This window comes from Rhodococcus sp. WB9 (assembly GCF_007558985.1).
In the GTDB taxonomy this organism is placed as follows: Bacteria; Actinomycetota; Actinomycetes; order Mycobacteriales; family Mycobacteriaceae; genus Rhodococcus_F; species Rhodococcus_F opacus.
On the sequence record NZ_CP041769.1, the window covers coordinates 2,095,401 to 2,119,034 of the forward strand.

The following is a 23,634-nucleotide window of genomic DNA, read 5'->3' on the forward strand; positions in this document are numbered from 1 at the left end:
TCACTCGAATTGTCGCGGGTGGCGGCCGTTTCGTTACGCGACGCCGCTGGTCGACGGCAGTTACGGGGCCGATCCCCTAATGGCCCCCTATCCCCTAACGGGGAGGACCCGGCCCCCGATGGGAGATCCCCGATACCGGGGTCCCCGAGTAGGGGGCGCCGCCCCGTTGGGAAGGGGCCCGCCGATCCATAACGTGTATTTCACTCGCCGTCACAGCAGTTGTGGTGGCCAACCGAACTCCCCGAACCTCGACTACAGGAGAGCTGCCATGGCTACCAACGCCGTCCTCGACTTCATCCTCGGCCTTCTTCGCGACGAGCAGGCTGCGGCTGCCTACTGCGCCAACCCGACCGAGGCGCTGTGCGCCGCCGGCCTGCAGGGTGTGAGCCACGCGGACATCGTGTCCGTCGCTCCGCTGGTCGCGGAGTCGGGACTGTTCGCAGGCGGCGGGGCCGACCTGGCCGCGATCGTCAACGCCGGTGCCGACGTCGCCGGTGACGTCGCGGGCGGTATCGGCGCAGGTGTCGGTGGCGGCCTGGGCGGCGGCCTCGGTCTCGGCGGCGGACTCGGCGGTGCGGTCGGTCTCGGTGCCGGCGCAGGCCTCGGTCTCGGTGCCGGCCTGGGCGGCGATTTCGACTTCGCCGCGGAACTGGCCGCCGGCCTGAGCGCAGCACTCGGTGCGGCCCTGGAGATCGGCGGCGAGATCGGTGCGCAGCTCGGCGCCGCGCTGGGTGCAGCCCTCGACGCAGCACTCTCCCTCACCGGTGGTCTCGACCTCGGTAGCGCCCTCGACATCGGCGCCGCGATCAGCGGAGCCCTCGGAGGTGCCCTCGGACTGGGCGCCGACCTGACCGCACAGCTCGCCACCACCCTCACCGCGGCGATCACGGCCCTGCCGGTGGTCGACGTGGCCGGTGGCCTCACCGGGATCCTCGCCCCCGCACTGTCGATCGGCGGCGACCTGGGCGCCGAGCTGGGTGCGGCACTCGGTGCCGCCCTCGGAAGCGTCGTCGACCTCGGTGGCAGCCTGGACGGTGACATCCTCGCCGGACTCGGTGGCGGCCTCGACCTCGGTGGCGTGCTCGGTACGACCCTCGGCGGCGTGCTCGGTGTCGACGCCGGTCTCGGCGGTGCGCTGGGCGGTGCCCTCGACGCGGCGATCGGCGCCGGTGGCGGACTGGGCGCCACCCTCGAAGGCTTGCTCGGCGGTGAACTGCTCAGTGACGTCGCCGGCTCGCTCGGCGGAGTCCTCGGCACCGACCTCGGTGGAATCCTCGGTGGCGCTCTCGGTGGCGTCCTCGGTGCGGGCGGCGACCTCAGCGCAGACCTCGGTGGCGCACTCGGCGCGACCCTCGGTTCGATCGCGGACCTGGGCGGCGGACTGGACCTCGACGCGATCCTCGGTGCGGGCGGCAGCCTCGGCGGTGCGCTGAGCGGACTGCTCGGCGGTGAACTCGGAGTCGGCGGCGACCTCACCGCCGGTCTGGGCACCGCGCTGGACGCCGTTCTCGGTGCCGGTGGCGGCCTCGACCTCGGCGCCGTTCTCGGTGCCGACGGCGACCTCGGTGGCGCGCTGAGCGGCATCCTCGGCGGCGTCCTCGGCGCGGGCGGTGACGTCAGCGGCGATCTCGGTGGAGCCCTGGGCGGACTGCTCGGCGGCGCCCTCGATCTGGACGGTGGCCTCGGCGGCGCCCTGTCCGGCGCACTCGACAGCGGACTGGGACTGGACGCCGCACTCGGCACGGTCCTCGGCGGAGCCCTCGGCCTGGACGGCGGCCTGGCCGCGGAATTGGGCAGCACCCTCGACGCCGTGCTCGGCGCGGGCGGCGTGACGGACATCGACCTGGGCGGTCTGCTGGACGGTGGACTGGACCTCGGGCTGGGCGCCGACCTCGGTCTCGGCGGAGAACTGACGTCGGAGCTGACGACGGCGCTGAGCGGAGCCCTCGGGCTGGGCGGCGAGGCAGGCGCGAATCTGGGCACGGTCCTGGGCGGCGCCCTGGAGAGCGGCCTCGGGCTGGGCGGTGTCCTCGACACCGGCGCCGACCTGGGCACCACCATCAGCGGCGCGCTCGGCGGGGTGCTCGGAGTCGACGGTGACGCCACCGCCGGTCTGGGTGCGGCGCTGGATGCGGTGCTCGGCGCGGACGGCGGAGTCGACCTCGGCGGCGTGACCGACCTGGGCGGCCTGCTCGGCGGTGCGTTCGGCGTCGGTGGCGGTGCGGGCGCAGACCTCGGCGCGGCCCTGGGCGGAGTGCTCGGTGGTGCGCTGGAGACCGGCGGCGCCCTCGACCTCGACAGCGTTCTCGGCGCGGAGGGAAGCATCGGCAGCACGCTGGGCACCGCTCTCGGCGGCGTCCTCGGAGCCGACGGTGACCTCAGCGCGACCCTCGGTTCCGCACTGGAGACGGCGCTGGAGGCCGGTGGCGGACTCGATCTCGACTCCGCTCTGGACGCCGACCTCGGACTCGGCGCCGCAGCCGGCGTGGGCGGCGCCCTGGACGGTGCGCTCGACGCGGGCACCGATCTCGCGGGTGGCCTGGCGGGCGGCATCGACGGCGCACTCGGCGGACTGCTCGACGTGGGCAGTGACGTCACGGGCAACGTGGGCGGCGCGGTCGGTGGCGGCGTCGCGGGCGGCGCGGACGCCGCAGCCGGCATCGGTGCCGGTGTCGCGGCGGGTGTCGGTGCGGTTGCCGACGCCGGAGCGGACCTGGGCGGCAGCCTCGGAACCAACCTGGTCGGCGGACTGGACACGGCGGGTGGCCTGGGCGCCGGTCTGACCAGCGGCCTCACCGGTGGTCTGGGTGGAATCTTCGAAACCGGTGCGGGCCTCGGCTCGGCACTGACCGGCAGCGTCGGCGGTGCCGTCGACGCGGTGGGTGAGGCCGGCGCCTCGGTCGGCGCGGTCGCCGACGCCGGTGCGAACGTGGACGCGAATCTCGGTGGCGTCCTGGACACGGCTGCCAACCTGGGCGGCACCGTCGGTGGCGCTCTGGACACGGCTGCGAATGTCGGCGGAAGTCTCGGCGGCACCGTGGATGCCGCGGCCGGAATCGGCGGCGACGTGGCCGGTGGAGTCGAAGGCGGCCTGGACAGCGCGGTCGACGCCACTGCCGGTCTGACCGGTGGCCTGGACGCCACCACCGACGCGGTCGCCGGTCTCGGCGCCGGATTGTCCGGTGGCGTCGGTGGCCTCGGATCCCTCGGCACCTCGGTCGGAGGCGCACTCGACGGTGCGGTCGGCGGAGCGGTCGACGGTGGAGCCGCAGTGGGCGGAGCGGTCGACGGCGGAGCGTCCGCCGGCGGTTCGGTCGAGGGTGGAGCGTCGGCAGGCGGTTCCGCCGACGCGGACGCGACCACGGACGGTTCGGCCGACCTCGGTGCGGTCGGCGGGGTCGTGGCCGACACCACCGGTTCGATCGCAGGCGACCTCGGATCCACCCTGGGCGGTGCCGTCGACACCGGAGCCGACACCTGGTCGTCGATCGACGCGGACAACGCGTTCGGCGCCGACTCGGGCCTGCACGCGGACACCGATGGCTCGCTGTTCGGCGACACCGACTCCTCGGTGGCCACGACGCACGACGTCACGGACGTGGTCGATCACCTCGAGCCGTGATGAGACGGCGGTTCCGGCATCCCCCAGACGGGGCGGCCGGAACCGCCGTACGATGTAACGAAATCAGCCCCGGACGCGTTATGCGTGCGGGGCTGTTTCACACACAGTCGGGTGTCGGCGCACCGAACAGGTGTCCGCGCAGAGGTCGGAAGAATTGCGGGTCAACGAAGCTCATGGACAGTGCAGCCGCCGAGAAGAGTCCAGCCGGGTCCCAGTCGATGACGGCGTTGCTCGAGCAGGCCCTGGACGTGGCGAAGAGGTTCGGTCGCGGCGATCTGGCGCAGCGCCTGGACTCGGCCCGGACCCGGGTGCAGGACCCGCGGATGCGGATCGTGGTGGTCGGACCGCTCAAGCAGGGCAAGAGCCAGTTCGTGAACTCCCTTCTCAACCTCACCGTGTGCTCGGTGGGTGACGACGAGACCACCGCGATCCCGACCGTCGTCCAGAACGCCGAGACGGCGTCGGCGGAACTGCTCCTCGCCGATCCGGGCGCCGACCCGATCCGGGTTCCTCTTCCGCTCGACGAGCTGAACGGCATCACGCCGGCCTCGCCCCGCGCCGAGGGCCGGGAGGTGCTGCGGGTCGAGGTCAACGTCCCGAGCCCGCTGCTCGCGGACGGTCTGGTCCTGGTCGACACGCCCGGCGTGGGCGGCGCCGGCAACCCGCACGCCGCGAGCACACTCGGGCTGATTCCGGCGTCGGACGCCGTGTTCGTTCTGTCCGACGCCAGCCAGGAATTCACCGAACCGGAGCTCGGCTTCATCCGTCAGGTCACCAGCCTGTGCCCGTCGGTGGCGTGCCTGATCAGCAAGACGGACCTGTACCCGCACTGGCGCGAGATCGTCGAGGCCGACCGCGGGCACCTCGCGCGCGCCGGTCTCGACGTTCCCCTGATCCCGATCTCCTCGGTGCTGCGGTCGCACGCGCTGCGACTGCAGGACGAGGAACTCAACACCGAATCCGGTTTCGTCGACCTGTACGCGTTCCTGCGCGAACGGGTGGTGGCGCGGGCGGAGGCGAACACACGGCGGGCCGTGTCGCTGGACGTGTCCTCCGCGGCCGAGCATCTCACCCTGGGGATCGGCAGTGAGCTTGCCGCCCTGCGTGATCCGGCGAAGGGCGTCGCAGCGGTCGCCGAACTGCAGAAGGCGAAGGCCGCCGCCGAGGAGCTGCACAAGAAGACGTCGCTGTGGCAGCAGACGCTCGGCGACGGCATCGCCGACCTGGCCGCAGACATCGACCACGACCTCCGGGACCGGTTGCGCCGCGTCACCCGTGAGGCGGAGGAGACCGTAGACGAGGGCGACCCCGGCAAGGACTGGGACGCGCTGGGCCAGTGGCTCGAGCAGGAATTCGCCACCGCGATCGGCGACAACTTCGTCTGGGCCCACGACCGCGCGCTGTGGCTGGCCGAGGTGGTGGCGCAGCACTTCGCCGAGACGGGTGCCGTCGAACTGCCGCACCTGGACGTCGCGAACGTCGACGGTGTTCTCGAACCGGTGGCCTCGCTCGCGGACCTCGAGGCCGGACGCATCGGCATCACGCAGAAGGTTCTCGTCGGAATGCGCGGATCGTACGGCGGCGTCCTCATGTTCGGTCTGATCACCACGATGATGGGGATGGCCCTGGTCAATCCGATCTCGATCGGCGCCGGAGTCCTCCTCGGCACCAAGGCGTACCGGGAAGACAAGGAGAGCCGGATCCTGAAGCGGCGTGCCGAGGCGAAGGCCGCGATCCGCCGGTTCGCCGACGACGCCAGCTTCCAGGTGGGCAAGGAGTCGAAGGATCGGCTCCGGTCGATCCAGCGCTTGCTGCGCGATCATTTCAGCGCGATCGCCGAGCAGGCGCTGCGGTCGATCAACGACTCGCTGCGCGGCGCGCAGGAGGCGGCGAACCTCGAGTCCACCGAACGGACCCGTCGGATCGCGCAGCTCGAAAAGGATCTCCACGTCGCATCCGAACTGAAACAGCAAGCCGCGCAACTCGTCGCAGGCGACGCGGGAGCGGTCACGGCATGACGGCCGCTCCACTTCACGAAGCCCGGGCACTCATCGCGTCCGCCCGGCAGCTGTACGCGGGCAGACCCGAGATTCGGGATCAGCTGACCGAATGTGCCCGGCGACTGGAACAACCGCTGCGCGTGGCCCTGGCCGGTTCGCTGAAGGCCGGCAAGTCCACTCTGCTCAATTCCCTGGTGGGGCAGGATATCGCGCCCACCGACGCGACCGAGTGCACCCGCGTCGTCACCTGGTATCGGAGCGGGTCGACGCCCACCGTGACGGCCTGGTATCAGCCGGACAACGGCAGCGGCGCTCAGCGTTCCGCCAACGTCCCGGTGCTGCGCCGGGACGGACATCTCACGTTCGACCTCGGCCACCTCACCGCTGACCGGGTGGACCGCCTCGACGTGGAGTGGCCGTCGTCCGCCCTGGCGCACACGACGATCATCGACACCCCGGGCACGTCCTCGCTGTCGCGGGACGTCTCGGCCCGCACCCTCGAGATGCTCACACCCGACAACGAGGCGTCCGGCGCCGACGCCGTCGTCTACCTGCTGCGCACGCTCAACGCGACCGACGTCCAGTTCCTCGGTCAGATCGGCGACCACGTGGGCGACGAATCGGGACCGCTCGGGGTGGTCGGTGTCGTGTCGCGGGCCGACGAGGTGGGGGCGGGACGCCTGGACGCCATGATGTCCGCGAAGGAGGTGGCGTCCCGGTTCGCGGGCGAGCTCGAGCGCACCGGGCTGTGTCAGGCCGTCGTCCCCGTCGCGGGTCTGCTGGCGCTCGGCGCGCGCACGATGCGTCAGGCGGAGTTCACCGCGTTCCAGCATCTGGCCGAGGTCCCGGTGGACGATCTGAACCTGGCGATGCTCTCGGCCGACCGGTTCGCGCGTGAGGACAGTCCGCTTCCCGTGGACGCCCGGATGCGGGCTCAGCTGGCAGACCGCTTCGGGCTCTTCGGGATCCGGATGGCGGTGACCCTGATCCGGTTGGGCACCAAGGACTCGCCGACGCTGGCGGCGGAACTGGTGGAACGCAGCGGCCTCGACGAATTGCGTCAGGTGATCGACATCCAGTTCGGGCAGCGGGCCGACCAGTTGAAGACTCATTCGGCCCTCGTGGCACTCAAGCGGGTACTCACGGCACATCCCGTGCCGGGCGCGAGCGAGATCCTGCTGTCGGCCGAACGACTGCTCTCCGACGTGCACGGTTTCCAGGAACTGCGGCTGCTCGGGCGGCTGCGGTCCACCGAGGTGGGACTGCCCGCCGACGACGTGGCCGAGTTGCAGCGCCTGATCGGCGGCTTCGGGATCCAGATCTGCGAACGACTCGGCACCGACGGCGACGACTCCGTCGAGTTGCAGCGGATGCGGGCACTCGCCGCGGTCCGGAAGTGGCGCGAACGGGCCCGGCATCCGCTGCTCGACCAGTTCACGGCGCGGGCCTGCACCGTGGCGGCCCGCAGCGCGGAGGGTGTGCTCGAGGAGCTGAACACGGTTCGCCTGTAAGACCGTCCGTGTCAGGTCGCGGACACGCCGGTGATCTCACCCTCCCGGAACGCGTTCACGAACAGCTGGTGATCCCTGCGGCTCACCTCGGCATATTTGATGCCGAATTCGACGATCTCGTCGACGAATTCGTCCAGCCTGCCGTCGAGGACACTGCGGACGGCGTCCTCGGTCTGAAACGTGACCAGCGTCTGGTTACTGTCCTCGTCGGAGACGCAGTGCACCTTCGCGGTCGCCCGGCCGAGATCCTCGAGCACCGGCGTGATGTCCTCCGGCTCGGTGAGATCGGACCAGTCCAGGTCCAGTTCGTACGGGGAGAGTTCGGCGACCACGAAACCGGTGCCGTCGATCTCCGTGTAGCCGAGCAGCGGATCCGTGTGAACCTGCAGGGCCCGCTGACTCACCGCGGTGCGATGACCTTCGTGCTCGAAGTAGCCGCGGACGGCGGGTTCGTCGACGATGCGGCTCGGTGCGGCGACGTTGCCCTGTTTGAGGGAGAGCACGATGTCGTTCTCGAGGGCCTGGGTCGCTCCTTCGATGAGTACGTTGTACGCCGGGAGGCCGGCGCTGCCGATTCCGAAACCCTTCCGCCCGACCACGTCCTTGATCCGGTAGAACACCGGTCGCGCGGATCGCTTGCTGCGGGGCACTCTCTCGATGTACTTGTCCAGCGCCTCGCACACGATCGTGCGTTCCTTCTCGTCGAGTTCGCGGACACCGCGGCCCCGCCGGAAACGCCGGTCGTAGTCCTCGATCACCGTGGCGGACTCGAGCAGGTCCACCCGGGTGGCGAGGCGCGCGCTCAGCAGGAGATCGTGAATGGCACCGCGCGAATTGTCCAGGCGCAACGCATACGCCTCGTCCGCCTCTTCCCGCGCATACTGCAGGACCTGCTCGACGTAACTGCGCAGATACGTCTCGGCCAGCGCCCGGACGTCCTTGTCGGGGAGGGCCTTCTGCCAGCCCATCAGGGCCAGACTCGCGACGAAGCGACGAAGATCCCAGCTGAAGTGCCCCACGTACGCCTCGTCGAAATCGTTGACGTCGAAGACGAGGGTGCCTTCCGAGTTCATGTACGTGCCGAAATTCTCCAGGTGAAGATCGCCGTGAATCCACACCCGGCCGGTGCGCTCGTCCGCCCACGGATCGTCGAAGTTTCGCAGATCGTCGTAGAACAGGCAGGCGCTGCCGCGGTAGAAGGCGAACGGATCGGCGGCCATCTTCCGGAATTTCGTGCGAAACGCGCTCGGGTCCGCCTCCATCAGGTCGGCGAAGGTCTCGACGAGGACCTCCACGATCCGCCTCTGCCGCGCAGCATCGGTGTCGTCCACACCCGCCTCCTTACCGCGGCAGACCCGCCGCCGCACGCCTCGTCAGGACCACACCGAATCACGGTAGCGCTGTCGCCCGCCCAGTGACTGCTGATACGCCCAGGCGGCGGCGACGGTCTCGTCGAGATCGGTGTGCCGCGGGTGCCAGCCCAGCTCGGCCTGGACCCGTGCACCCGACGCGACGAGGACCGCCGGATCGCCGGCGCGGCGCGGGGCGTCCCGGGTGGTGATGGTCCGGCCCGTCACGCGTTCGCAGGACGCGATCACTTCCCGCACGCTGAACCCGGTGCCGGTGCCGAGGTTGTAGATGCGATGGGTGCCCGGCCGGGCCGACTCGAGCGCCAGGACGTGCGCCTCGGCCAGGTCGCGGATGTCGATGTAGTCGCGGACGGCGGTGCCGTCCGGGGTGGGCCAGTCGGCGCCGAACACCGAGATCTCGTCCCGTTGCCCGGCAGCGACCTGCAGCACCAGCGGGATCAGGTGCGTTTCCACCAGGCGATTCTCGCCGAGCCCGGCGTACGCGCCCGCCACGTTGAAATAGCGCAGGCTGCACGCCGCCAGACCGTGCGCCGCCGCGTACGACGTGATCGCGTGGTCGACCGCCAGTTTGGTGGCGCCGTACGGGTTGGTCGGCCGGGTCGGAGCGTCCTCGGTGATCGGCACGGACTCGGGAGAACCGTACGTCGCTGCGGTGGAGGAGAACACCAGCCGGCCGGTACCGGACGAGCGCATCGCCTCCAGAAGGGCGAGGGTCTTGACGACGTTGGCGTTCCAGTACGCCTCCGGCCTGTCCACCGATTCGCCGACGAGGGAGCGGGCGGCGAAATGCAGCACGCCGTCGAACTCCGCGCCGCCGAGAACCCGTTCGGCCGCGCTCGCGACGTCGTCTTCGACGAATACCGCTCCCGCAGGCACCGCGTCGGCGTTGCCGGTCGACAGGTCGTCGACGATCACGACCGTGTGGCCGCACTCGAGCAGCCGCCGGGCGCAGACGCTGCCCACGTAACCGGCGCCGCCGGTGACGAGAAGTTTCACTTGTTACTCCTTCGGAGGGTGTTCAGTCGCCCAGCCGCAGTCCGGTGGTCGGGGAGAAGTAGTGCAGGCGGGCGGGGTCCGGTGCCAGCCGGATGACGTCGCCCTTGGCCGGGGACGGGGTGTCGCTGACGCGCGCGACGATGTCGTGGCCGCCGAGTTCACCGTCGCGGACGATGCGCCCGTAGATGTAGGCGTCCGCGCCGAGTTCCTCCACCACGTCCACTTTCACTGTGGTGCCCTGGTCGGACACGGTCCAGGCCTCGGGGCGGATTCCGACGACCACCTGGGCGGTGTCGACGGCGTTCAGTGCCGACCGCTCGATCGGCGCCGACAGCGAACCGATCCGGGCGGCGCCGTTCACCACGTCGACCTCGAAGAGGTTCATGGCCGGTGATCCGATGAACCCGGCGACGAAACTGTTGACCGGTTTCTCGTACAGCGTCTTCGGGCTCGCGCACTGCTGCAGGATGCCCGCCTTCATGACGGCCACGCGGTCACCCATGGTCATGGCCTCGACCTGGTCGTGGGTGACGTACACGGTGGTGGTGGCCAGCCGGCGCTGCAACAGGGAGATCTGGGTGCGGGTCTGCACCCGGAGTTTCGCGTCGAGGTTGCTCAGCGGTTCGTCCATGAGGAACACCTGCGGGTTGCGGACGATGGCCCGGCCCATCGCGACACGCTGGCGCTGCCCGCCGGACAGTGCCTTCGGCTTGCGGTTCAGGTAGTCGCCGAGGTCGAGAATCTTCGCGGCCTCCTCGACGCGGCGGCCGATCTCGCTCTTGTCCATGCCGGCGATCTCGAGGGCGAAGCCCATGTTCTTCGCGACCGTCATGTGCGGGTACAGGGCGTAGTTCTGGAACACCATCGCGATGTCGCGCTCTTTCGGCGCGAGGGCGGTGACGTCCTTCTCGCCGATGCGGATGGCGCCGTAATCGACGTCCTCGAGACCGGCCAGCATCCGCAGGGACGTCGACTTGCCGCACCCGGACGGGCCGACGAGGACGAGGAATTCGCCGTCCTCGATGTCGAGGTTCAGTGAATCGACGGCCGGCACATCGGAACCGGGGTACATCTTGGTGGCTGCGTCGTACGTGACTCGTGCCATGGTGTTCTCCTGGTCGTGGAAGGGGATCTCAGAGTCGGTGCGCCGAGCCCGACGGCTCGGCGGACAGGAACTGCGGCGTGGGCAGGGCGGCGGATTCGGCTCGGCGGACGACGTTCTCGGCGACGGCGTCGATCCGGTCGGCCGGAACGAGGGCGATCGCGGAGCCGCCGAAGCCGCCCCCGGTCATCCGCGCACCCCAGGCGCCGGCCGCCAGCGCCGCGTCGACGGCGGAATCGAGTTCGACGGAACTGACCTCGTAGTCGTCGCGCAACGAGGCGTGCGAGCGGTTCAGGGCGTCGCCGATGTCGGTGATCCGGCCGCGGTCGAGCAGGTCGGCGACCTCCCGGACGCGACGGATCTCGCCGAGCACGTGCCGGACCCGCTGCGCTGCCGGGGAACTCAGCGCCGCGACGGCCGCGTCGACGTCGGCGACGTCACGCAGTGTGGCGACGCCGAGGTCGGCGCAGGCCTTCTCGACGGTGGCGCGCCGGTTGCCGTACTGGCCGTCGACCAGCCGGTGCGGCGCGTTGGTGTCGATGACGACCAGTCGGGCGCCTGCGGCGTCGAAGTCGAGCGGAACGTGCCGGGTCGCGCCGCCGCGGCAGTCGAGGAGCAGGACGTGACCGGGGCGGGCGAGCATCGCAACCGACTGGTCCATGCCGCCGGTGGACGCGCCGGCGATCTCGTTCTCCGCACGGATGGACGCGGTGATCAGCGGCCGGCGGCCGGCGCCGTCCGTGGGCAGTCCGGCGAGGTCGGCGACGGCGAGCGCGAAGGCGCACTCGAGTGCGGCCGAACTCGACAGCCCGGAGCCGACGGGGACCGTCGAATGCACCGCGACGTCGAAACCGGTTCCCGCCGTGAGATGCCCGGACCGGCGTAGCGCCCACACCACTCCGGCGACGTACGCGGCCCAGCCGGCCGGGTGGCCCGGGGCGACGTCGTCGAGCGGACCGTGCCAGGACTCGCCGGTGTGCGTGGACACGGCGTGCAGGATCCCGTCGTCGCGTACTCGGACGGCGACGACGGTCACGTAGGGGAGGGCGAACGGCAGTACCAGTCCGCCGGCGTAGTCGACGTGCTCACCGATGAGGTTGACCCGGCCTGGTGCAGTCCAGACGCCGTCCGCGGCGCCGCCGAACGTGCTGCGGAACAACGCCTCGGCGGTACCTGCGACCGCGTCGGGGTCGACGGGGGTGACCCACTGCGGCGCACTCACGACGCCACCTCCCGCAGCCGGTCGGCGATGCGCTCGGGGGTGGTGTCGTTGACCCACGCCCCCATCCCGGACTCGGATCCCGCCAGGTACTTCATCCGGCCGGGGGAACGCATCATCGAGAACAGTTGCAGGTGCAGGCGTCCGAGCGGACGGTCCTCTCCGACGGGCGCCTGGTGCCACGCGGCGATGTACGGCACGGCGTCGACGCCGTCGAAGAACCGGTCGACCCGGCGCAGCAGTTCGAGATAGACGTGGGCGAGTTCGTCGCGCTCGTCGTCGGACAGTTCGGTGAGGTCACGGACGTCGCGGTGCGGTGCGAGATGCACCTCCAGCGGCCAGCGCGAGGCGGCGGGAACGTACGCGGTCCAGTGCTCGGCGGCCAGGACCACGCGCCTGCCGGATCGTGTTTCGGCGTCGAGGACATCGGCGAGCAGTAGTCGCCCGGTGCTCTCGAAGTGCTCGCGGGAGCGCCGGATCAGCGCGTCCGTGCGGGGCGGCAGGTACGGGTAGGCGTAGATCTGCCCGTGCGGATGGGTCAGGGTGACGCCGATTTCCTTGCCCCGGTTCTCGAAGCAGAACACCTGCCGGACCCCCGGCAGCGCCGACAGGTCGGCGGTGCGGTCGGCCCAGACGTCGACGACGGTGCGGACCCGGTCGACGCTCAGGGTGGAGAACGCGGCATCCGGGTTGCTGGTGAAGCACACGACCTCGCACCTGCCCGCCCCCGGTGCCAACGGCCACAACGCTTCTCCGTCGACGCGGTCCGGAAGGTCCTGCTCGGCGGCGCCCGTCGCCAGCGACGGGAAGCGGTTCTCGAACACCACCACGTCGTAGTCGTCGGCCGGAATCTCCGTGGGCGCCTTGCCCGGCATGCTCGGGGCGAGCGGCGACGCGTCCGGCGGCGGCAGGAACGTGCGGTCCATCCGCTGGGCGGCGATGACCACCCACTCCCCGGTGAGCACGTCGAAGCGCATCTGCGACTGCGACACCGCCGGCGGCAGCGGCCGTGAATCCACCAGTTCGCGGGTGGCGCCGCCCGACACATACGGCTCGGAGTCGTCGAAGTAGATCAGTTCGCGGCCGTCCGCGAGGGTCGTCCGGGTCTTGCGCATCCGGAGCCGTGTGCCGGTCTCCCGCGCCTCCTGTTCGTCACGCACGGTCATCGGTGGGTCCTTCCCGGTTCTCCCGTGTCACCACGAGATCGCCGACGTGGTCGGCAAGAGCTTCCTGGGCGGCGCGCTCGAGCCCGGCGTCGGTGATGAGGATGTCGACGTCGGACAGCGGGATCGTGTTCGCCAACGCGGTCACACCCCACTTCGTGTGGTCGGCGAGCACCACGACCCGCCGCGACGACGCGACGAGCGCCTGATTGGTCTGTGCTTCCATCAAATTGGGGCAGGTGAGTCCCGAGTCGATCCCCATCCCGTGCGTCCCCAGGAACAGCATGTCCACGTGGATGCCGCGCAGCGCGGCGACCGTGAGCGGCCCGACCAGAGCGAACGACGGGGTGCGCTGACCACCGGTCAGGAGGATGGTCTGGTCGTCGCGGCCACCCTCGTGGAACGTGTCGGCGACGGGCAGCGAATTGGTGACGACGGTGATGTCGGGGACGTCGAGGAGTTCGCGGGCGAGGGCGTGCGTGGTGGTGCCGCCGGAGATGCCCACCGACGTGCCCGGGCGCACCAGCCGGGCGGCGGCGCGGGCGATGGCCTGCTTGGCCTCGCGGTCGAGTTCGGACTTCGCCGAGAACCCCGGTTCGTGCACACTCGCCGACCGCGGCAGGGTGACCCCGCCGTGCACCCGCTCGACGAGACCCTGCTCGACGAGTTCGTTGATGTCGCGCCGGATGGTCATGTCGGAGACCCCGAGTGTCGCGCCGAGGTCGACGACCTTTACCGCACCGTGCGCGGTGACCTCGTCGAGGATCACCTGCTGGCGCTGACGAGCGAGCATCATGCGTCCGCCTTTCGGGTCCGGGCGCCGGTGTCGGCGCTGTCTTCGCGAATCACAGCACAGCTGCCGGGTTCCAGCGTGAGCGGTCCGTCGACCACCCGTTCGGTGACGAGGTCGGTGCCGGACACCTCGACGGTCACCTTCTCGGTCGTGTGGTTGAGGACGAACAGCCACGACCCGTTCTCGCCCCGCCTGCGCACGATCTCCACGTCGGCGTGCTGCCCAGCGTGGAGGTCGAGACCGGCTGCGGCGCAGATCGATTCGGCGATCCTCGTCCAGCCCTGCGTGTCGGGGACGGTGGCGAGATACCAGGCGGCGCCGTCGCCGACCGGACGCCGGGTGAGGGCGGGCACACCCTGGAGGTGCCCCTCGGTGTGGCGGGCGAGAACCTCCACGTCCTCGGACACCGTCAGATACTCGGTCCAGATGCGGGCCGCAGTGCCGTCGTCGAGGGCGACGGTCTCGTCCGCGCCGAGCGGGAAGAACTCCTCGGTGCGGACACCCAGCAGGTCGCGGAACGCCCCGGGGTAGCCGCCGAGCCGGACGTGATCGTCGCGGTCCGCGATCCCGGAGAATGCGGTGACCAGCACCTGGGCGCCGGCGCGGGCCGCGGCCTCGATGCGCGCGGCGTCCTCGTCGCTGCACAGGTACACGGCCGGAACGACCACCACGGCGTACCGGCTCAGGTCGGCGTCCGCGGGGATCACGTCACACGTGACGCCGGAGAAGGCGTGGTGGGCGCGTTCGGCGATCGCCATGGGCTGCATCAACCGGGACGGGTGCCCGTCCTGCTCGCACGCCCACTGCGACTCCCAGTCGAACAACACACCCACCGGGGCCTCGACGCGGCTGCCGGCCACCGGTTCGAGGCGGCGCAGCACGGCGCCGAGCTGGACGACTTCCCGCCATCGCGCGGAGTCGGTGCCCGCGTGCGGAACCAGAGCGGAATGGAACTTCTCCGCACCCGCGTCGGATGCGCGGAACTGGAAGAAGGCGATGCCGTCCGCTCCGCGGGCGACGTGGGCGAGAGAGTTGCGCAGCATCTCCCCGCGTGCCTTCGCCCGGTTGACCGGCTGCCAGTTGACGGCGCTCGTCGAATGTTCCATCAGCAGCCACGGCCGTGAGCCGGCGATACCGCGCGTCAGGTCGGCCGAGAACGACAGCCGGTGGTGGGCGGCGCCGTCGCCCGTCGCGGGCCCCACCAGGTAGTGGTCGGTGGACACCAGGTCCTGTTCGGGTGCCCACTGCGCGTAGTTCATGTCGCCGGCGAGCGACTGCGGTGAGCCCATGCCCACCATGAAGTTGGTGGTGACCGGGACGTCGGGCGTGATGCGCCGCAGTATCTCCCGCTCGGCGAGGTACTGGTCGAGGAGGGCGTCCGAGCAGAACCGGCGCCAGTCCAGCAGATGCGTGGGATTGCCGAACGTCGTGCTCGCGGCGGGCGGCACCACTTCGTTCCAGTCGCTGTAGTGCTGGCTCCAGAACGTCGTGCCCCACGCCCGGTTGAGTTCGGTGAGGTCGCCGTAGCGACGCTGCAGCCACCGCCGGAACGCCCGCGCGCTGTCGGGGGAGTAGCAGCGTGAGTTGTGGCAGCCGAGTTCGTTCGACACGTGCCAGAGCGCGAGTGCGGGGTGGCCGCCGTATCGGGTGGCCATCTTCTCGACGAGGACGAGGGAGTGGTCGCGGTAGATCGGGGAACTCGGGCTCCACGTCTGCCTGCTGCCGATCTCGTACCGGTAGCCACGCTCGTCCACGGGCCGGACCTCGGGATGCGCGGTCGTGAGCCACGGCGGTGGGGACGCGGTCGCGGTGGCCAGGTCGACGCGGACGCCGCCGTCGTGCAGGAGGTCGAGGACGCGGTCGAGCCAGCCGAAATCCCACGTGTCCGGAGTGGGCTGGAGCCGGGCCCAGGAGAAGACGCCGACGGTGGCGAAGTCGACACAAGCCTCGCGCATGAGTTCGACGTCGCGTTGCCAGACCTCTTCCGGCCACTGCTCGGGGTTGTAGTCACCGCCGAAGGAAATACCCCGGGTCGGCCACCGCAGGTGCCGCCCGCCGGAATCGCTCGCTGTGTGCATGCTCACAATCTGTCCGATCGCTGTTCAAAAGTCAACACGAATGAACATTTCTGCACTTACGCAGGTAAAAGCGCTAACAACTGGTTGACAATGCGCGGTGCGGCGTGATTTTGTAACCTGAATCACGTAAGTGCGTGAGGCGACAGCACCGAAATGTGATCGAAGTTGTTCGATTTCGATCAGGTGGTGAGCGACTCCGACCACCCCGGTACTCAATCGAAAAGGGCACCATGAACCGAAACGAGCTGCCGCACCCGTGGCAACCCTCCCGGCGCACCTTTCTCAAGGCCGCGCTCGGCGCCGCGGGCGCCCTGTCGACGGCGGGCCTGCTGTCCGGGTGCACGAGCGGTGTCGACCCCCACGTGATCACCCTCGGATCGCGGCTGTCGGACAAGAACGCCAAACTCGGCGTCCAGGACGTCGTCGAGATGTTCCAGCAGCAGACCGGCGGCGCCGTGCGGATCAACTCCGTCGACTCCACCTCGTTCCAGGAGAACGTCAACAACTACCTGCAGGGCACCCCGGACGACGTCTTCACCTGGATGTCGGGGTACCGCATGAAGTACTTCGCCGACAAGGGCCTCGTCGACGACGTCAGCTCGGTGTGGCAAGCGCACGGCAGCGGCTTCAGCGACAGTTTCCGCGAGGCGTCCACCGGAACCGACGGCCGGCAGTACCTGATCCCGTTCTTCTACTACCCCTGGGCCGTGTTCTACCGTCCCAGCCTCTGGCAGCAGCGCGGCTACGCGCCGCCGAAGACGTTCGACGACTGGGTGACCCTGTCCAAGCGCATGCAGGCCGACGGACTCACCCCGATCGGATTCGGCGTCCGCGACGGCTGGCCGCCGTTCGGCACGTTCGACTACCTCGACCTGCGCCTCAACGGTGTCGACTTCCACCGCTCCCTCCTCGCGGGCGACGTGAGCTGGACCGACAACCGCGTCCGGTCGGTGTTCGACACCTGGCGCGAGATCCTCCCGTTCCACCAGCCGCAACCGCTGGGCCGCAAGATGTCCGAGGCGCAGCAGGCACTCCTCAACAAGGAGGTCGGCATGCTGGTGGCCGGCATGTTCGTCGCACAGAGCTTCCCGGCGGGGCCCGACCGCGAGGATCTGGACTTCTTCGCGTTCCCCGAACTCGACTCCGCCGTCGGCACTTCGGCGGTGGAGGCGCCCATGGACGGATTCATGATGCGCAAGGACCCGCGCAACCTCGGCGGGGCGCAGCAGTTCCTCTCCTTCCTCACGAGCGCCGACGCCGCAGTGGCGTACGCGAAGCAGGACCCCCAGGCGATACCCGCGCACCGTGATGCCGATCTGTCGAGTTTCCCTCCGCTCGTGCAGAAGTCGGCCGCCCTCGTCCAGGGTGCGGGGTCCATCACCCAGTTCCTCGACCGGGACACCCGCCCCGACTTCGCGTCCGTCGTGATGATTCCGGCGATGCAGCAGTTCCTGGGCAACCCGAACGACGTCGACGGCCTGGTCCGCAGCATCGAGCGTCAGAAGGCGGCGGTGTTCGGGCAATGAGAGCACACGAGAAGACAACGACCACCATCACGGTCCCGACAGGTCAGGTGAATTCATGACCAGCACAGTTCCTCCCCAGACCGGAACCGAACCCAGGATCCCGGCGCCGAAGGTCCGGCGCAGCCGGGGTGACCGGTGGACCATCGCCGTCATGCTCGGGCTGCCCGCCGCGATCGTGATCGGGCTGGTGTGGATTCCCACCGTGCTCACGGTGATCCTGTCGTTCGCACGCTGGGACGGCATCGGCGGCACGTCCACCATCGAGTGGATCGGCCCGCAGAACTACGTCGACGCCGTCCAGGCGTACCCACCGTTCCAGCAGGCCCTCCACAACAACGTCCTCTGGCTGGCGTTCCTGTTCGTCTTCCCGACGATCCTCGGCATCTTCCTCGCCGTCCTGCTCGACCGGGGCCTGAAGGGCAGCCGGCTGTATCAGAGCATCTTCTACATCCCCGTGGTGTTGTCGATGGCACTGGTCGGATTCGTGTGGCAGCTGATCTACGCCACCGACGGCGGCGTGCTGAACACCATCCTGGGTACGGACGTCGACTGGCTCGGCAACCCCGACGTCAACATCTGGGCCGTCATGGTCGCCGCGAGCTGGCGGCACACCGGCTACATCATGTTGCTGTACTTGGCCGGTCTCAAAGCCATCGACCCGTCGGTGCGCGAAGCGGCCCTCATGGACGGCGCCGGCCCGATCCGCACGTTCTTCCGGATCGTGTTCCCCTTGATGAAGCCGACCAACCTGCTGATCATCGTCATCACCGTCATCGAGGCCCTGCGCGCCTTCGACCTCGTGTGGGTGATCAACAAGGGCCGCAACGGACTCGAACTCATCTCCGCCCTCGTCACCGCCAACGTCGTGGGCGAAGCGGGCCGGGTCGGATTCGGTTCGGCCCTGGCGACGATCATGCTCGTGATCTCGCTGGTGTTCATTGCCCTCTATCTCTGGATCGTGATGCGGAGCGACGACTGATGACCATGACGACACCCCTCGCCGACCACAGTGCGCCCGTCGACCGGCCCGGGCCCCGCAACACGGCCGCGGTGGCCAACCGGCGCCGGCTGAGTACCGCGCACGCGGCGATATACCTCCTTCTCACGGCGCTGGCGTTGCTGTGGATCTTCCCGCTGCTGTGGGCGCTCTACAACTCGTTCCGCGACTACGACTACGTCCTCACCCACGGCTACCTGTCGGTCGGCGGTTTCACGCTCAGTAATTACACCGAGTCGTGGGAGATCGGCGGAATCCCGCACTACTTCTTCAACTCGATGCTCATCACGATCCCGGCGGTGCTGCTGATCCTGTTCATCGGGTCGATGGCGGCGTTCGTGCTCGCCCGGTTCCCGTGGAAGTTCAACGTGATCATGCTGGCGGTGTTCATCGCGGGCAATCTGCTGCCGCAGCAGACGCTGCTGACCCCGTTGTTCCGGCTGTACAACGCGATTCCGTTGCCGTACTGGATGAGTTCGTCGGGCTCGCTCTACGACAGCTACTGGGGACTGATCCTGGTGCACGTCGCGTTCCAGACCGGGTTCTGCGTGTTCGTGTTGAGCAACTACATGAAGACGGTCCCGCCGGAACTGCTCGAGGCGGCGACGGTGGACGGCGCCGGGCTGTTCCGCCAGTACTGGCAGGTGGTGCTCCCGCTGTGCCGTCCTGCTCTGGCCGCGCTCGCGACGCTCATGATCACTTGGATCTACAACGATTTCTTCTGGGCACTGGCGCTGATGGTCAGCGGCGACAAGCTGCCGGTCACCACCGCGCTGCAGAATCTGCAGGGCAGCTTCTTCACCGACACCAACCTGCTCGCCGCCGGATCGGTGCTCGTCGCATTGCCGACGGTGCTCGTATTCGTCGCGCTGCAGCGGCATTTCGTTTCCGGGCTGACGATGGGAGCCAACAAGTGAGTGCGACTCCACCGCACGCGTACGTCCACCTCGCCGCAGGCGGCGTGTCCGCCGTGCTCGACCTCACCGGGGGACGGTTGCCGGCGATCGTGCACTGGGGTGCGGCGCTCGGCGACCTCACCCTCGCCGACGTCGAAGCCCTGGCGCAGGCGAACATCGAGCCCCCGGCGGGCAACGTGGTCGATCTCCCGGTGCGGCTGTCGATACTCCCCGAACACCACACCGGGTGGGTGGGGAAGCCCGGGATCGCCGGGCATCGGGACGGCGCCGACTGGTCGCCGCTGTTCACGACCACCACGCTCACGGTCGGCGGAGTCGAGCACCGGTCGGGACTCGTCGCGGTCGGTGCCGGCGCGGTCCGGGTCGCCGCGCAGGACACGGTGGCCGATCTGGGTCTGGTCCTCGACATCGAACTGCTGCCGAGCGGTCTCCTGAGGGCGCGCGCCGAGGTCACGAACGAGGGCGACTCCTTCTACGTTCTCGACGACCTCCAGCTCGCGTTCCCGGTCCCGCCGCAGGCCCGCGAGATCCTCGACTTCGCGGGCCGGTGGGGGAAGGAACGGATCCCGCAGCGCCGTGAACTGACCGTCGGCATCCACGAACGCGAAGGACGGAAGGGACGCACCGGCCCGGACGCCGCGACGGTGCTCTCCGTCGGCGTGCCCGGATTCGGGTTCGGTCGCGGGGAGGTGTGGGGCACCCACGTCGCGTTCAGCGGCAACCACCGGCACTACGCCGAACGTCTCTTCACCGGTTTCCAGGTGGTCGGCGGCGGGGAACTGCTCCTGCCGGGCGAGGTACGGCTCGCGGACGGCGAGAGCTACGAAACGCCCTGGGTCTACGGCGCCTACGGAGACGGCCTCGACGCCCAGGCGCATCGCTTCCACGACTATCTCCGGTCGCGGCCCACGCACCCGCGGCGCGTGCGCCCGGTCACGATCAACGTGTGGGAGGCGGTCTACTTCGACCACGACCTGGCCCGGTTGACGGACCTGGCGGATCGCGCGGCGAAGCTCGGCGTCGAGCGCTATGTGCTCGACGACGGCTGGTTCAGGTACCGGCGCAACGATCTGGCGGGCCTGGGGGACTGGCACGTCGACGAGACGGTGTGGCCGAACGGTCTGCATCCGCTCGTCGATCACGTGCGTTCCCTCGGCATGGAATTCGGCCTGTGGTTCGAACCGGAGATGATCAACCTCGATTCCGACCTTGCGCGGGCGCATCCGGAGTGGGTCATGGCGACCGGCGGTCGCACGCCCGTGCCGTCCCGGAACCAGCAGGTGCTCAATCTGGGGATCCCCGAGGCGTACGACCACATCCTCGAGCGCATGTCCGCGATCCTCGGCGAGTACGACATCGCCTACATCAAGTGGGACCACAACCGCGACCTGATCGACGCCGGCACCGCACCGCACGGCCGCGCCGCCGTCCACGACCAGACCCTCGCGACGTACCGGCTGATGGACGAACTGAAGCGCCGCTTCCCCGGACTGGAGATCGAATCCTGCTCGTCGGGCGGAGCGCGGGTGGACCTCGGCATCCTCGAGCGCACCGACCGCGTCTGGGTCTCGGACTGCATCGATCCGCTCGAGCGTCAGCAGATGAACCGGTGGACGATGCAGCTGCTTCCCCCCGAACTGCTGGGCTCGCACATCGCGTCCGGAATCTCCCATACGACGGGCCGGTACCACCGCCTGTCGTTCCGGGCGGGGACGGCGCTGTACGGGCACCTCGGGATCGAGTGGGATCTCGCGACCGCCACCGACGACGAGAACGCACAGCTCGCGGTGTGGATCGACCTGTACAAGCGGCACCGGGAACTCCTGCACACCGGAACGATGGTGCGGGCCGACGAGATCGACCCGACCCTGCTCGTCTACGGTGCGGTCGCGGCGGACCGGGCGGAGGCGCTGTTCTTCCTCGCGTACGTGGGGCGCTCCGAGGTGTCACCGCGGGGCAGGTTCACGCTGCCCGGGCTCGACCCCGACCGGCGCTATCGGGTGCGTCCCGTCTTCGCCGGGGCACCGGACGAGGGCCTGAAACCGCCCGCGTGGTTCGACGTACAGCCACCGGGCGGACGAGCCGACGGACTGTCCGCGGGGAGCGAGGTACCCGGCGTCTCGATGACGGGCCGGGCCCTTGCGGTGGTGGGTCTGCAGACACCCGCGTCCTTCCCCGACGACGTGGTCGTGCTCTCGGTCACCGCGGAGGCGTAGCCGCAGCACCAGGTGGGCAGGATTCACCCTGGGGTAGGTAGCCGGTGTTCCGGCAGCGGGGCACCATGGTTTTCACCAGTCGGCGAAAAGTTTGAACCGCAGGAGGTAAGTCAACACTCGAAAACGCCACACGAAGAGAACACCTCACCGGAACCCGAACCCGGTGAGGTGTTTTCGTCTGTTCTGCCGGGCGGGTCAGAACTCCATGCCCGCGTCGGCGCCCATCTGCATGGTGGTGTTTCCGCCGTCGAGGGATTCCCGGATGATGTCGGCGTGACCGGAATGGTGGCCGGTCTCCCGGATGATGTGGAGCAGGGTGCGGCGGATCGTCCACCACTGCCGCTCGGGTGCCCAGGGTGCGGTGGGCAGTGGGACGAGCACGTCCAGGTCGTCGAGGCCGGCCACGGCGGCCTCCGTCGCGCGGGCCACCTCGGCGTACTCGGCGAGCAGTCCCTCGAGGGTCTCGTCGTCGCGCATGTAGTACTTCTCCATGGCCCACTCCATGTCGAACTCCGCGTTCTCGTCGGGTTCGAGAATGGTTTCGACCCAGTGCTTTTCCGTGTGGGACACGTGCTTGATCAGTCCGCCGAGCGTCAGGTCGCTGACGGTCGAGCGCTGCCGTGCCTGTTCGTCGTCGATGCCGCGGACCGTGATCAACAGGGTGGCTCGCTGCTCCTGCAGGATCTGGAGGAGGTCGGCGCGCTCACCGGTGGCGGGGGACTTCTGCGAAGTGGTCATGAGAAGAAGAGTAGAAGCGATTGAGGTCAGAAACGGTCCTCATTAGGAAGGCCTTCTCAGGGTTTTTCTCGGGGTCCAAGTTGGGTGCCTTCCTGGATGCGTGGAAAGCGCGCGCCGCGAAGGATTCTCGGTATGAACTTCGACTCTCCGGGACCGGCACCCCGGCCCTCCCGCCGACGCGTGTGGCTTCGCGTTCTCGGGGGCATGGTGTCGCCCGTCCTCGTCGCCGTCACCGTGGGAGTCGGCACGTTCGCGTACGCCTCGACCGCCGCCGAGAGCGACACCGGCGGGCAGATGGAATTCCGGCGAGCCCTGACGATTCCGCCGCTCGCGCCGGGTGTCGCGCGCCCCGATGTGGGTACCCCCACGGTGACGCGTCACGCCGATGTCGCCGGGTGAGCCGGATCGGCGCGGGCGAACCCGCGATGCCCCACCAGCCCGCACACGGGTGACCCCGCTCGGTTCTCTCTTCTGGGTCCGCCCAGCCCACCGATGATCAGCCCACCGATGAAAGGAATCATCATGATCCGCACGACGATGACCGCACTGGCAGCCGTGGCTCTCGTGTTCGGCGCCGCGTCCGTGACCCAGACCGCTGCCGCCCACCCGGCCTGCAACTCCTCCTACGAGGGCACGACCAACGACGAGTACGACCCGGACCCCGACTTCACGGGGACGACCAACGACGAGTACGACCCCGATCCCGAGTATTCGGGCACGTCCAACCGCGAATACGACCCCGACCCGGAGTTCCACGGCAGCACCGATCCGTGCCAGGTGTGAGTCCGGTCAGCGGTTCCGGCGCAGCCACGGAGACACACCGGGAGCGAACAGGGCGAGCACTCCCACCGCGACGAGGGCGCTGTAGGCGAGCGGCGCCCACTGCAGCACACCCGCGGTCGCGTCACCGGCGTCCGACAGCAGGGTCCACAGGCCCACCCCGCCGGCGGCGCTGAGGACGCCGACGACGGCGAGGGTGATCTGGCCCGCCGGTTTCCGGGCACGCAGGAGTTGTATCCCCAGCAGTCCGAGGAGGATCAGGACGACGGCGATGGCGCCGCTGCCGATCAGCGTCAGGTTCACCGTGTCGGTGATGTCCGTCGCGGAGTCCCCGGGATTGTCCGCGGCGACCGAGGCCTCGAGGGCGTCGCGGACCGCGCCGAGGTCGAGCGCGATGGCCCCGGCGATTCCGGCGAGAACGACGAACGATCCCACCCAGGCGGACAGCGACACCGCGACCGCCTTCGGGGTGGCATCGGTGGGGGTGGCGCGCAGCGGGGTGACCGCGAACTCCGGACGCGGCGGTACGGGTCGCGGCGGTTCCGGCCGGCGTGGCGGCTGCTCGGGTGTCGTCACGCTGCGATCCTATCGACCTGCCGTACCGTG

The 23,634-nt window shown here is 69.5% G+C and carries 18 protein-coding genes; 9 read left to right on the forward strand and 9 right to left on the reverse strand.

The genetic code is table 11. The features are described from left to right. The first annotated feature begins 268 nt into the window (after nucleotides 1–268). The 3 genes from FND50_RS09710 to FND50_RS09720 all read left to right on the forward strand — a co-directional run bounded on the left by FND50_RS09710 (nucleotide 269) and on the right by FND50_RS09720 (nucleotide 7,133). The gene (locus FND50_RS09710; protein WP_144285605.1) at nucleotides 269–3,622 is read left to right on the forward strand and encodes an IniB N-terminal domain-containing protein; all 3,354 of its coding nucleotides are present in this window, start codon (nucleotides 269–271) and stop codon (nucleotides 3,620–3,622) included. Between the two features lie 173 nt (nucleotides 3,623–3,795). Continuing rightward, nucleotides 3,796–5,640 carry a dynamin family protein gene (locus FND50_RS09715; RefSeq protein ID WP_005560811.1) on the forward strand — a complete coding sequence of 615 codons (1,845 nt, stop codon included), beginning with the start codon at nucleotides 3,796–3,798 and terminating at the stop codon, nucleotides 5,638–5,640. After that, nucleotides 5,637–7,133 (forward strand): dynamin family protein, encoded by a 1,497-nt coding sequence (locus tag FND50_RS09720; RefSeq protein ID WP_144285606.1) that lies wholly within the window; start codon nucleotides 5,637–5,639, stop codon nucleotides 7,131–7,133. The genes FND50_RS09715 and FND50_RS09720 overlap by 4 nt, the downstream gene beginning before the upstream one ends. A gap of 11 nt (nucleotides 7,134–7,144) precedes the next feature. On the opposite strand, the gene FND50_RS09725 is transcribed toward FND50_RS09720, so the two are convergent. The 7 genes from FND50_RS09725 to FND50_RS09755 form a co-directional block, all read right to left on the reverse strand. Next, entirely contained in the window at nucleotides 7,145–8,395 is a 1,251-nt protein-coding gene (locus tag FND50_RS09725) for a DUF2252 domain-containing protein (RefSeq protein WP_397494161.1), read from the reverse strand. Between the two features lie 111 nt (nucleotides 8,396–8,506). Continuing rightward, nucleotides 8,507–9,499, reverse strand: coding sequence for a UDP-glucose 4-epimerase GalE (galE, locus tag FND50_RS09730; protein ID WP_144285608.1), 993 nt, complete (start codon nucleotides 9,497–9,499; stop codon nucleotides 8,507–8,509). A gap of 22 nt (nucleotides 9,500–9,521) precedes the next feature. Then, nucleotides 9,522–10,604 carry an ABC transporter ATP-binding protein gene (locus FND50_RS09735; RefSeq protein WP_144285609.1) on the reverse strand — a complete coding sequence of 361 codons (1,083 nt, stop codon included), beginning with the start codon at nucleotides 10,602–10,604 and terminating at the stop codon, nucleotides 9,522–9,524. Nucleotides 10,605–10,632: 28 nt separating this feature from the next. After that, nucleotides 10,633–11,823, reverse strand: coding sequence for a galactokinase (gene galK / locus FND50_RS09740; RefSeq protein ID WP_144285610.1), 1,191 nt, complete (start codon nucleotides 11,821–11,823; stop codon nucleotides 10,633–10,635). Then, nucleotides 11,820–12,986 carry a galactose-1-phosphate uridylyltransferase gene (gene galT, locus FND50_RS09745; protein ID WP_144285611.1) on the reverse strand — a complete coding sequence of 389 codons (1,167 nt, stop codon included), beginning with the start codon at nucleotides 12,984–12,986 and terminating at the stop codon, nucleotides 11,820–11,822. The genes galK and galT overlap by 4 nt, the downstream gene beginning before the upstream one ends. Then, the gene (locus FND50_RS09750) at nucleotides 12,973–13,779 is read right to left on the reverse strand and encodes a DeoR/GlpR family DNA-binding transcription regulator (RefSeq protein ID WP_144285612.1); all 807 of its coding nucleotides are present in this window, start codon (nucleotides 13,777–13,779) and stop codon (nucleotides 12,973–12,975) included. Before FND50_RS09750 ends, galT begins: the two co-directional genes overlap by 14 nt. Next, nucleotides 13,776–15,854, reverse strand: a complete 2,079-nt coding sequence (locus FND50_RS09755; RefSeq protein WP_144285613.1) for a beta-galactosidase — start codon at nucleotides 15,852–15,854, stop codon at nucleotides 13,776–13,778. The genes FND50_RS09750 and FND50_RS09755 overlap by 4 nt, the downstream gene beginning before the upstream one ends. A gap of 230 nt (nucleotides 15,855–16,084) precedes the next feature. Between FND50_RS09755 and FND50_RS09760 the strand changes: the two genes are divergently transcribed. From FND50_RS09760 to FND50_RS09775, 4 genes are read left to right on the forward strand one after another with little or no spacing between them, the layout of a single operon-like run. Next, complete coding sequence (locus FND50_RS09760) at nucleotides 16,085–17,380, forward strand: ABC transporter substrate-binding protein (protein WP_144285614.1); 1,296 nt, start codon at nucleotides 16,085–16,087, stop codon at nucleotides 17,378–17,380. A 55-nt stretch (nucleotides 17,381–17,435) separates the two neighbouring features. Further along, complete coding sequence (locus FND50_RS09765) at nucleotides 17,436–18,359, forward strand: carbohydrate ABC transporter permease (RefSeq protein WP_144285615.1); 924 nt, start codon at nucleotides 17,436–17,438, stop codon at nucleotides 18,357–18,359. Then, nucleotides 18,359–19,294, forward strand: coding sequence for a carbohydrate ABC transporter permease (locus FND50_RS09770; protein ID WP_144285616.1), 936 nt, complete (start codon nucleotides 18,359–18,361; stop codon nucleotides 19,292–19,294). The genes FND50_RS09765 and FND50_RS09770 overlap by 1 nt, the downstream gene beginning before the upstream one ends. After that, on the forward strand, nucleotides 19,291–21,510 hold the full coding sequence (locus FND50_RS09775; protein ID WP_144285617.1) for an alpha-galactosidase: 2,220 nt from the start codon (nucleotides 19,291–19,293) through the stop codon (nucleotides 21,508–21,510). The genes FND50_RS09770 and FND50_RS09775 overlap by 4 nt, the downstream gene beginning before the upstream one ends. A gap of 195 nt (nucleotides 21,511–21,705) precedes the next feature. Here FND50_RS09775 and FND50_RS09780 read toward each other — a convergent pair whose 3' ends face one another. Beyond that, a complete protein-coding gene (locus FND50_RS09780) occupies nucleotides 21,706–22,248 on the reverse strand; it encodes a DinB family protein (protein ID WP_005256776.1) in 543 nt (180 codons plus the stop codon). A gap of 132 nt (nucleotides 22,249–22,380) precedes the next feature. Between FND50_RS09780 and FND50_RS09785 the strand changes: the two genes are divergently transcribed. Then, nucleotides 22,381–22,647, forward strand: a complete 267-nt coding sequence (locus FND50_RS09785) for a hypothetical protein (RefSeq protein WP_260850955.1) — start codon at nucleotides 22,381–22,383, stop codon at nucleotides 22,645–22,647. A gap of 123 nt (nucleotides 22,648–22,770) precedes the next feature. Then, nucleotides 22,771–23,031: a hypothetical protein gene (locus tag FND50_RS09790; protein ID WP_005238337.1), complete on the forward strand. Its 261-nt coding sequence runs from the start codon at nucleotides 22,771–22,773 to the stop codon at nucleotides 23,029–23,031. Nucleotides 23,032–23,037: 6 nt separating this feature from the next. Here FND50_RS09790 and FND50_RS09795 read toward each other — a convergent pair whose 3' ends face one another. After that, a complete protein-coding gene (locus FND50_RS09795; RefSeq protein ID WP_112299545.1) occupies nucleotides 23,038–23,604 on the reverse strand; it encodes a hypothetical protein in 567 nt (188 codons plus the stop codon). Nucleotides 23,605–23,634: the final 30 nt, after the last annotated feature.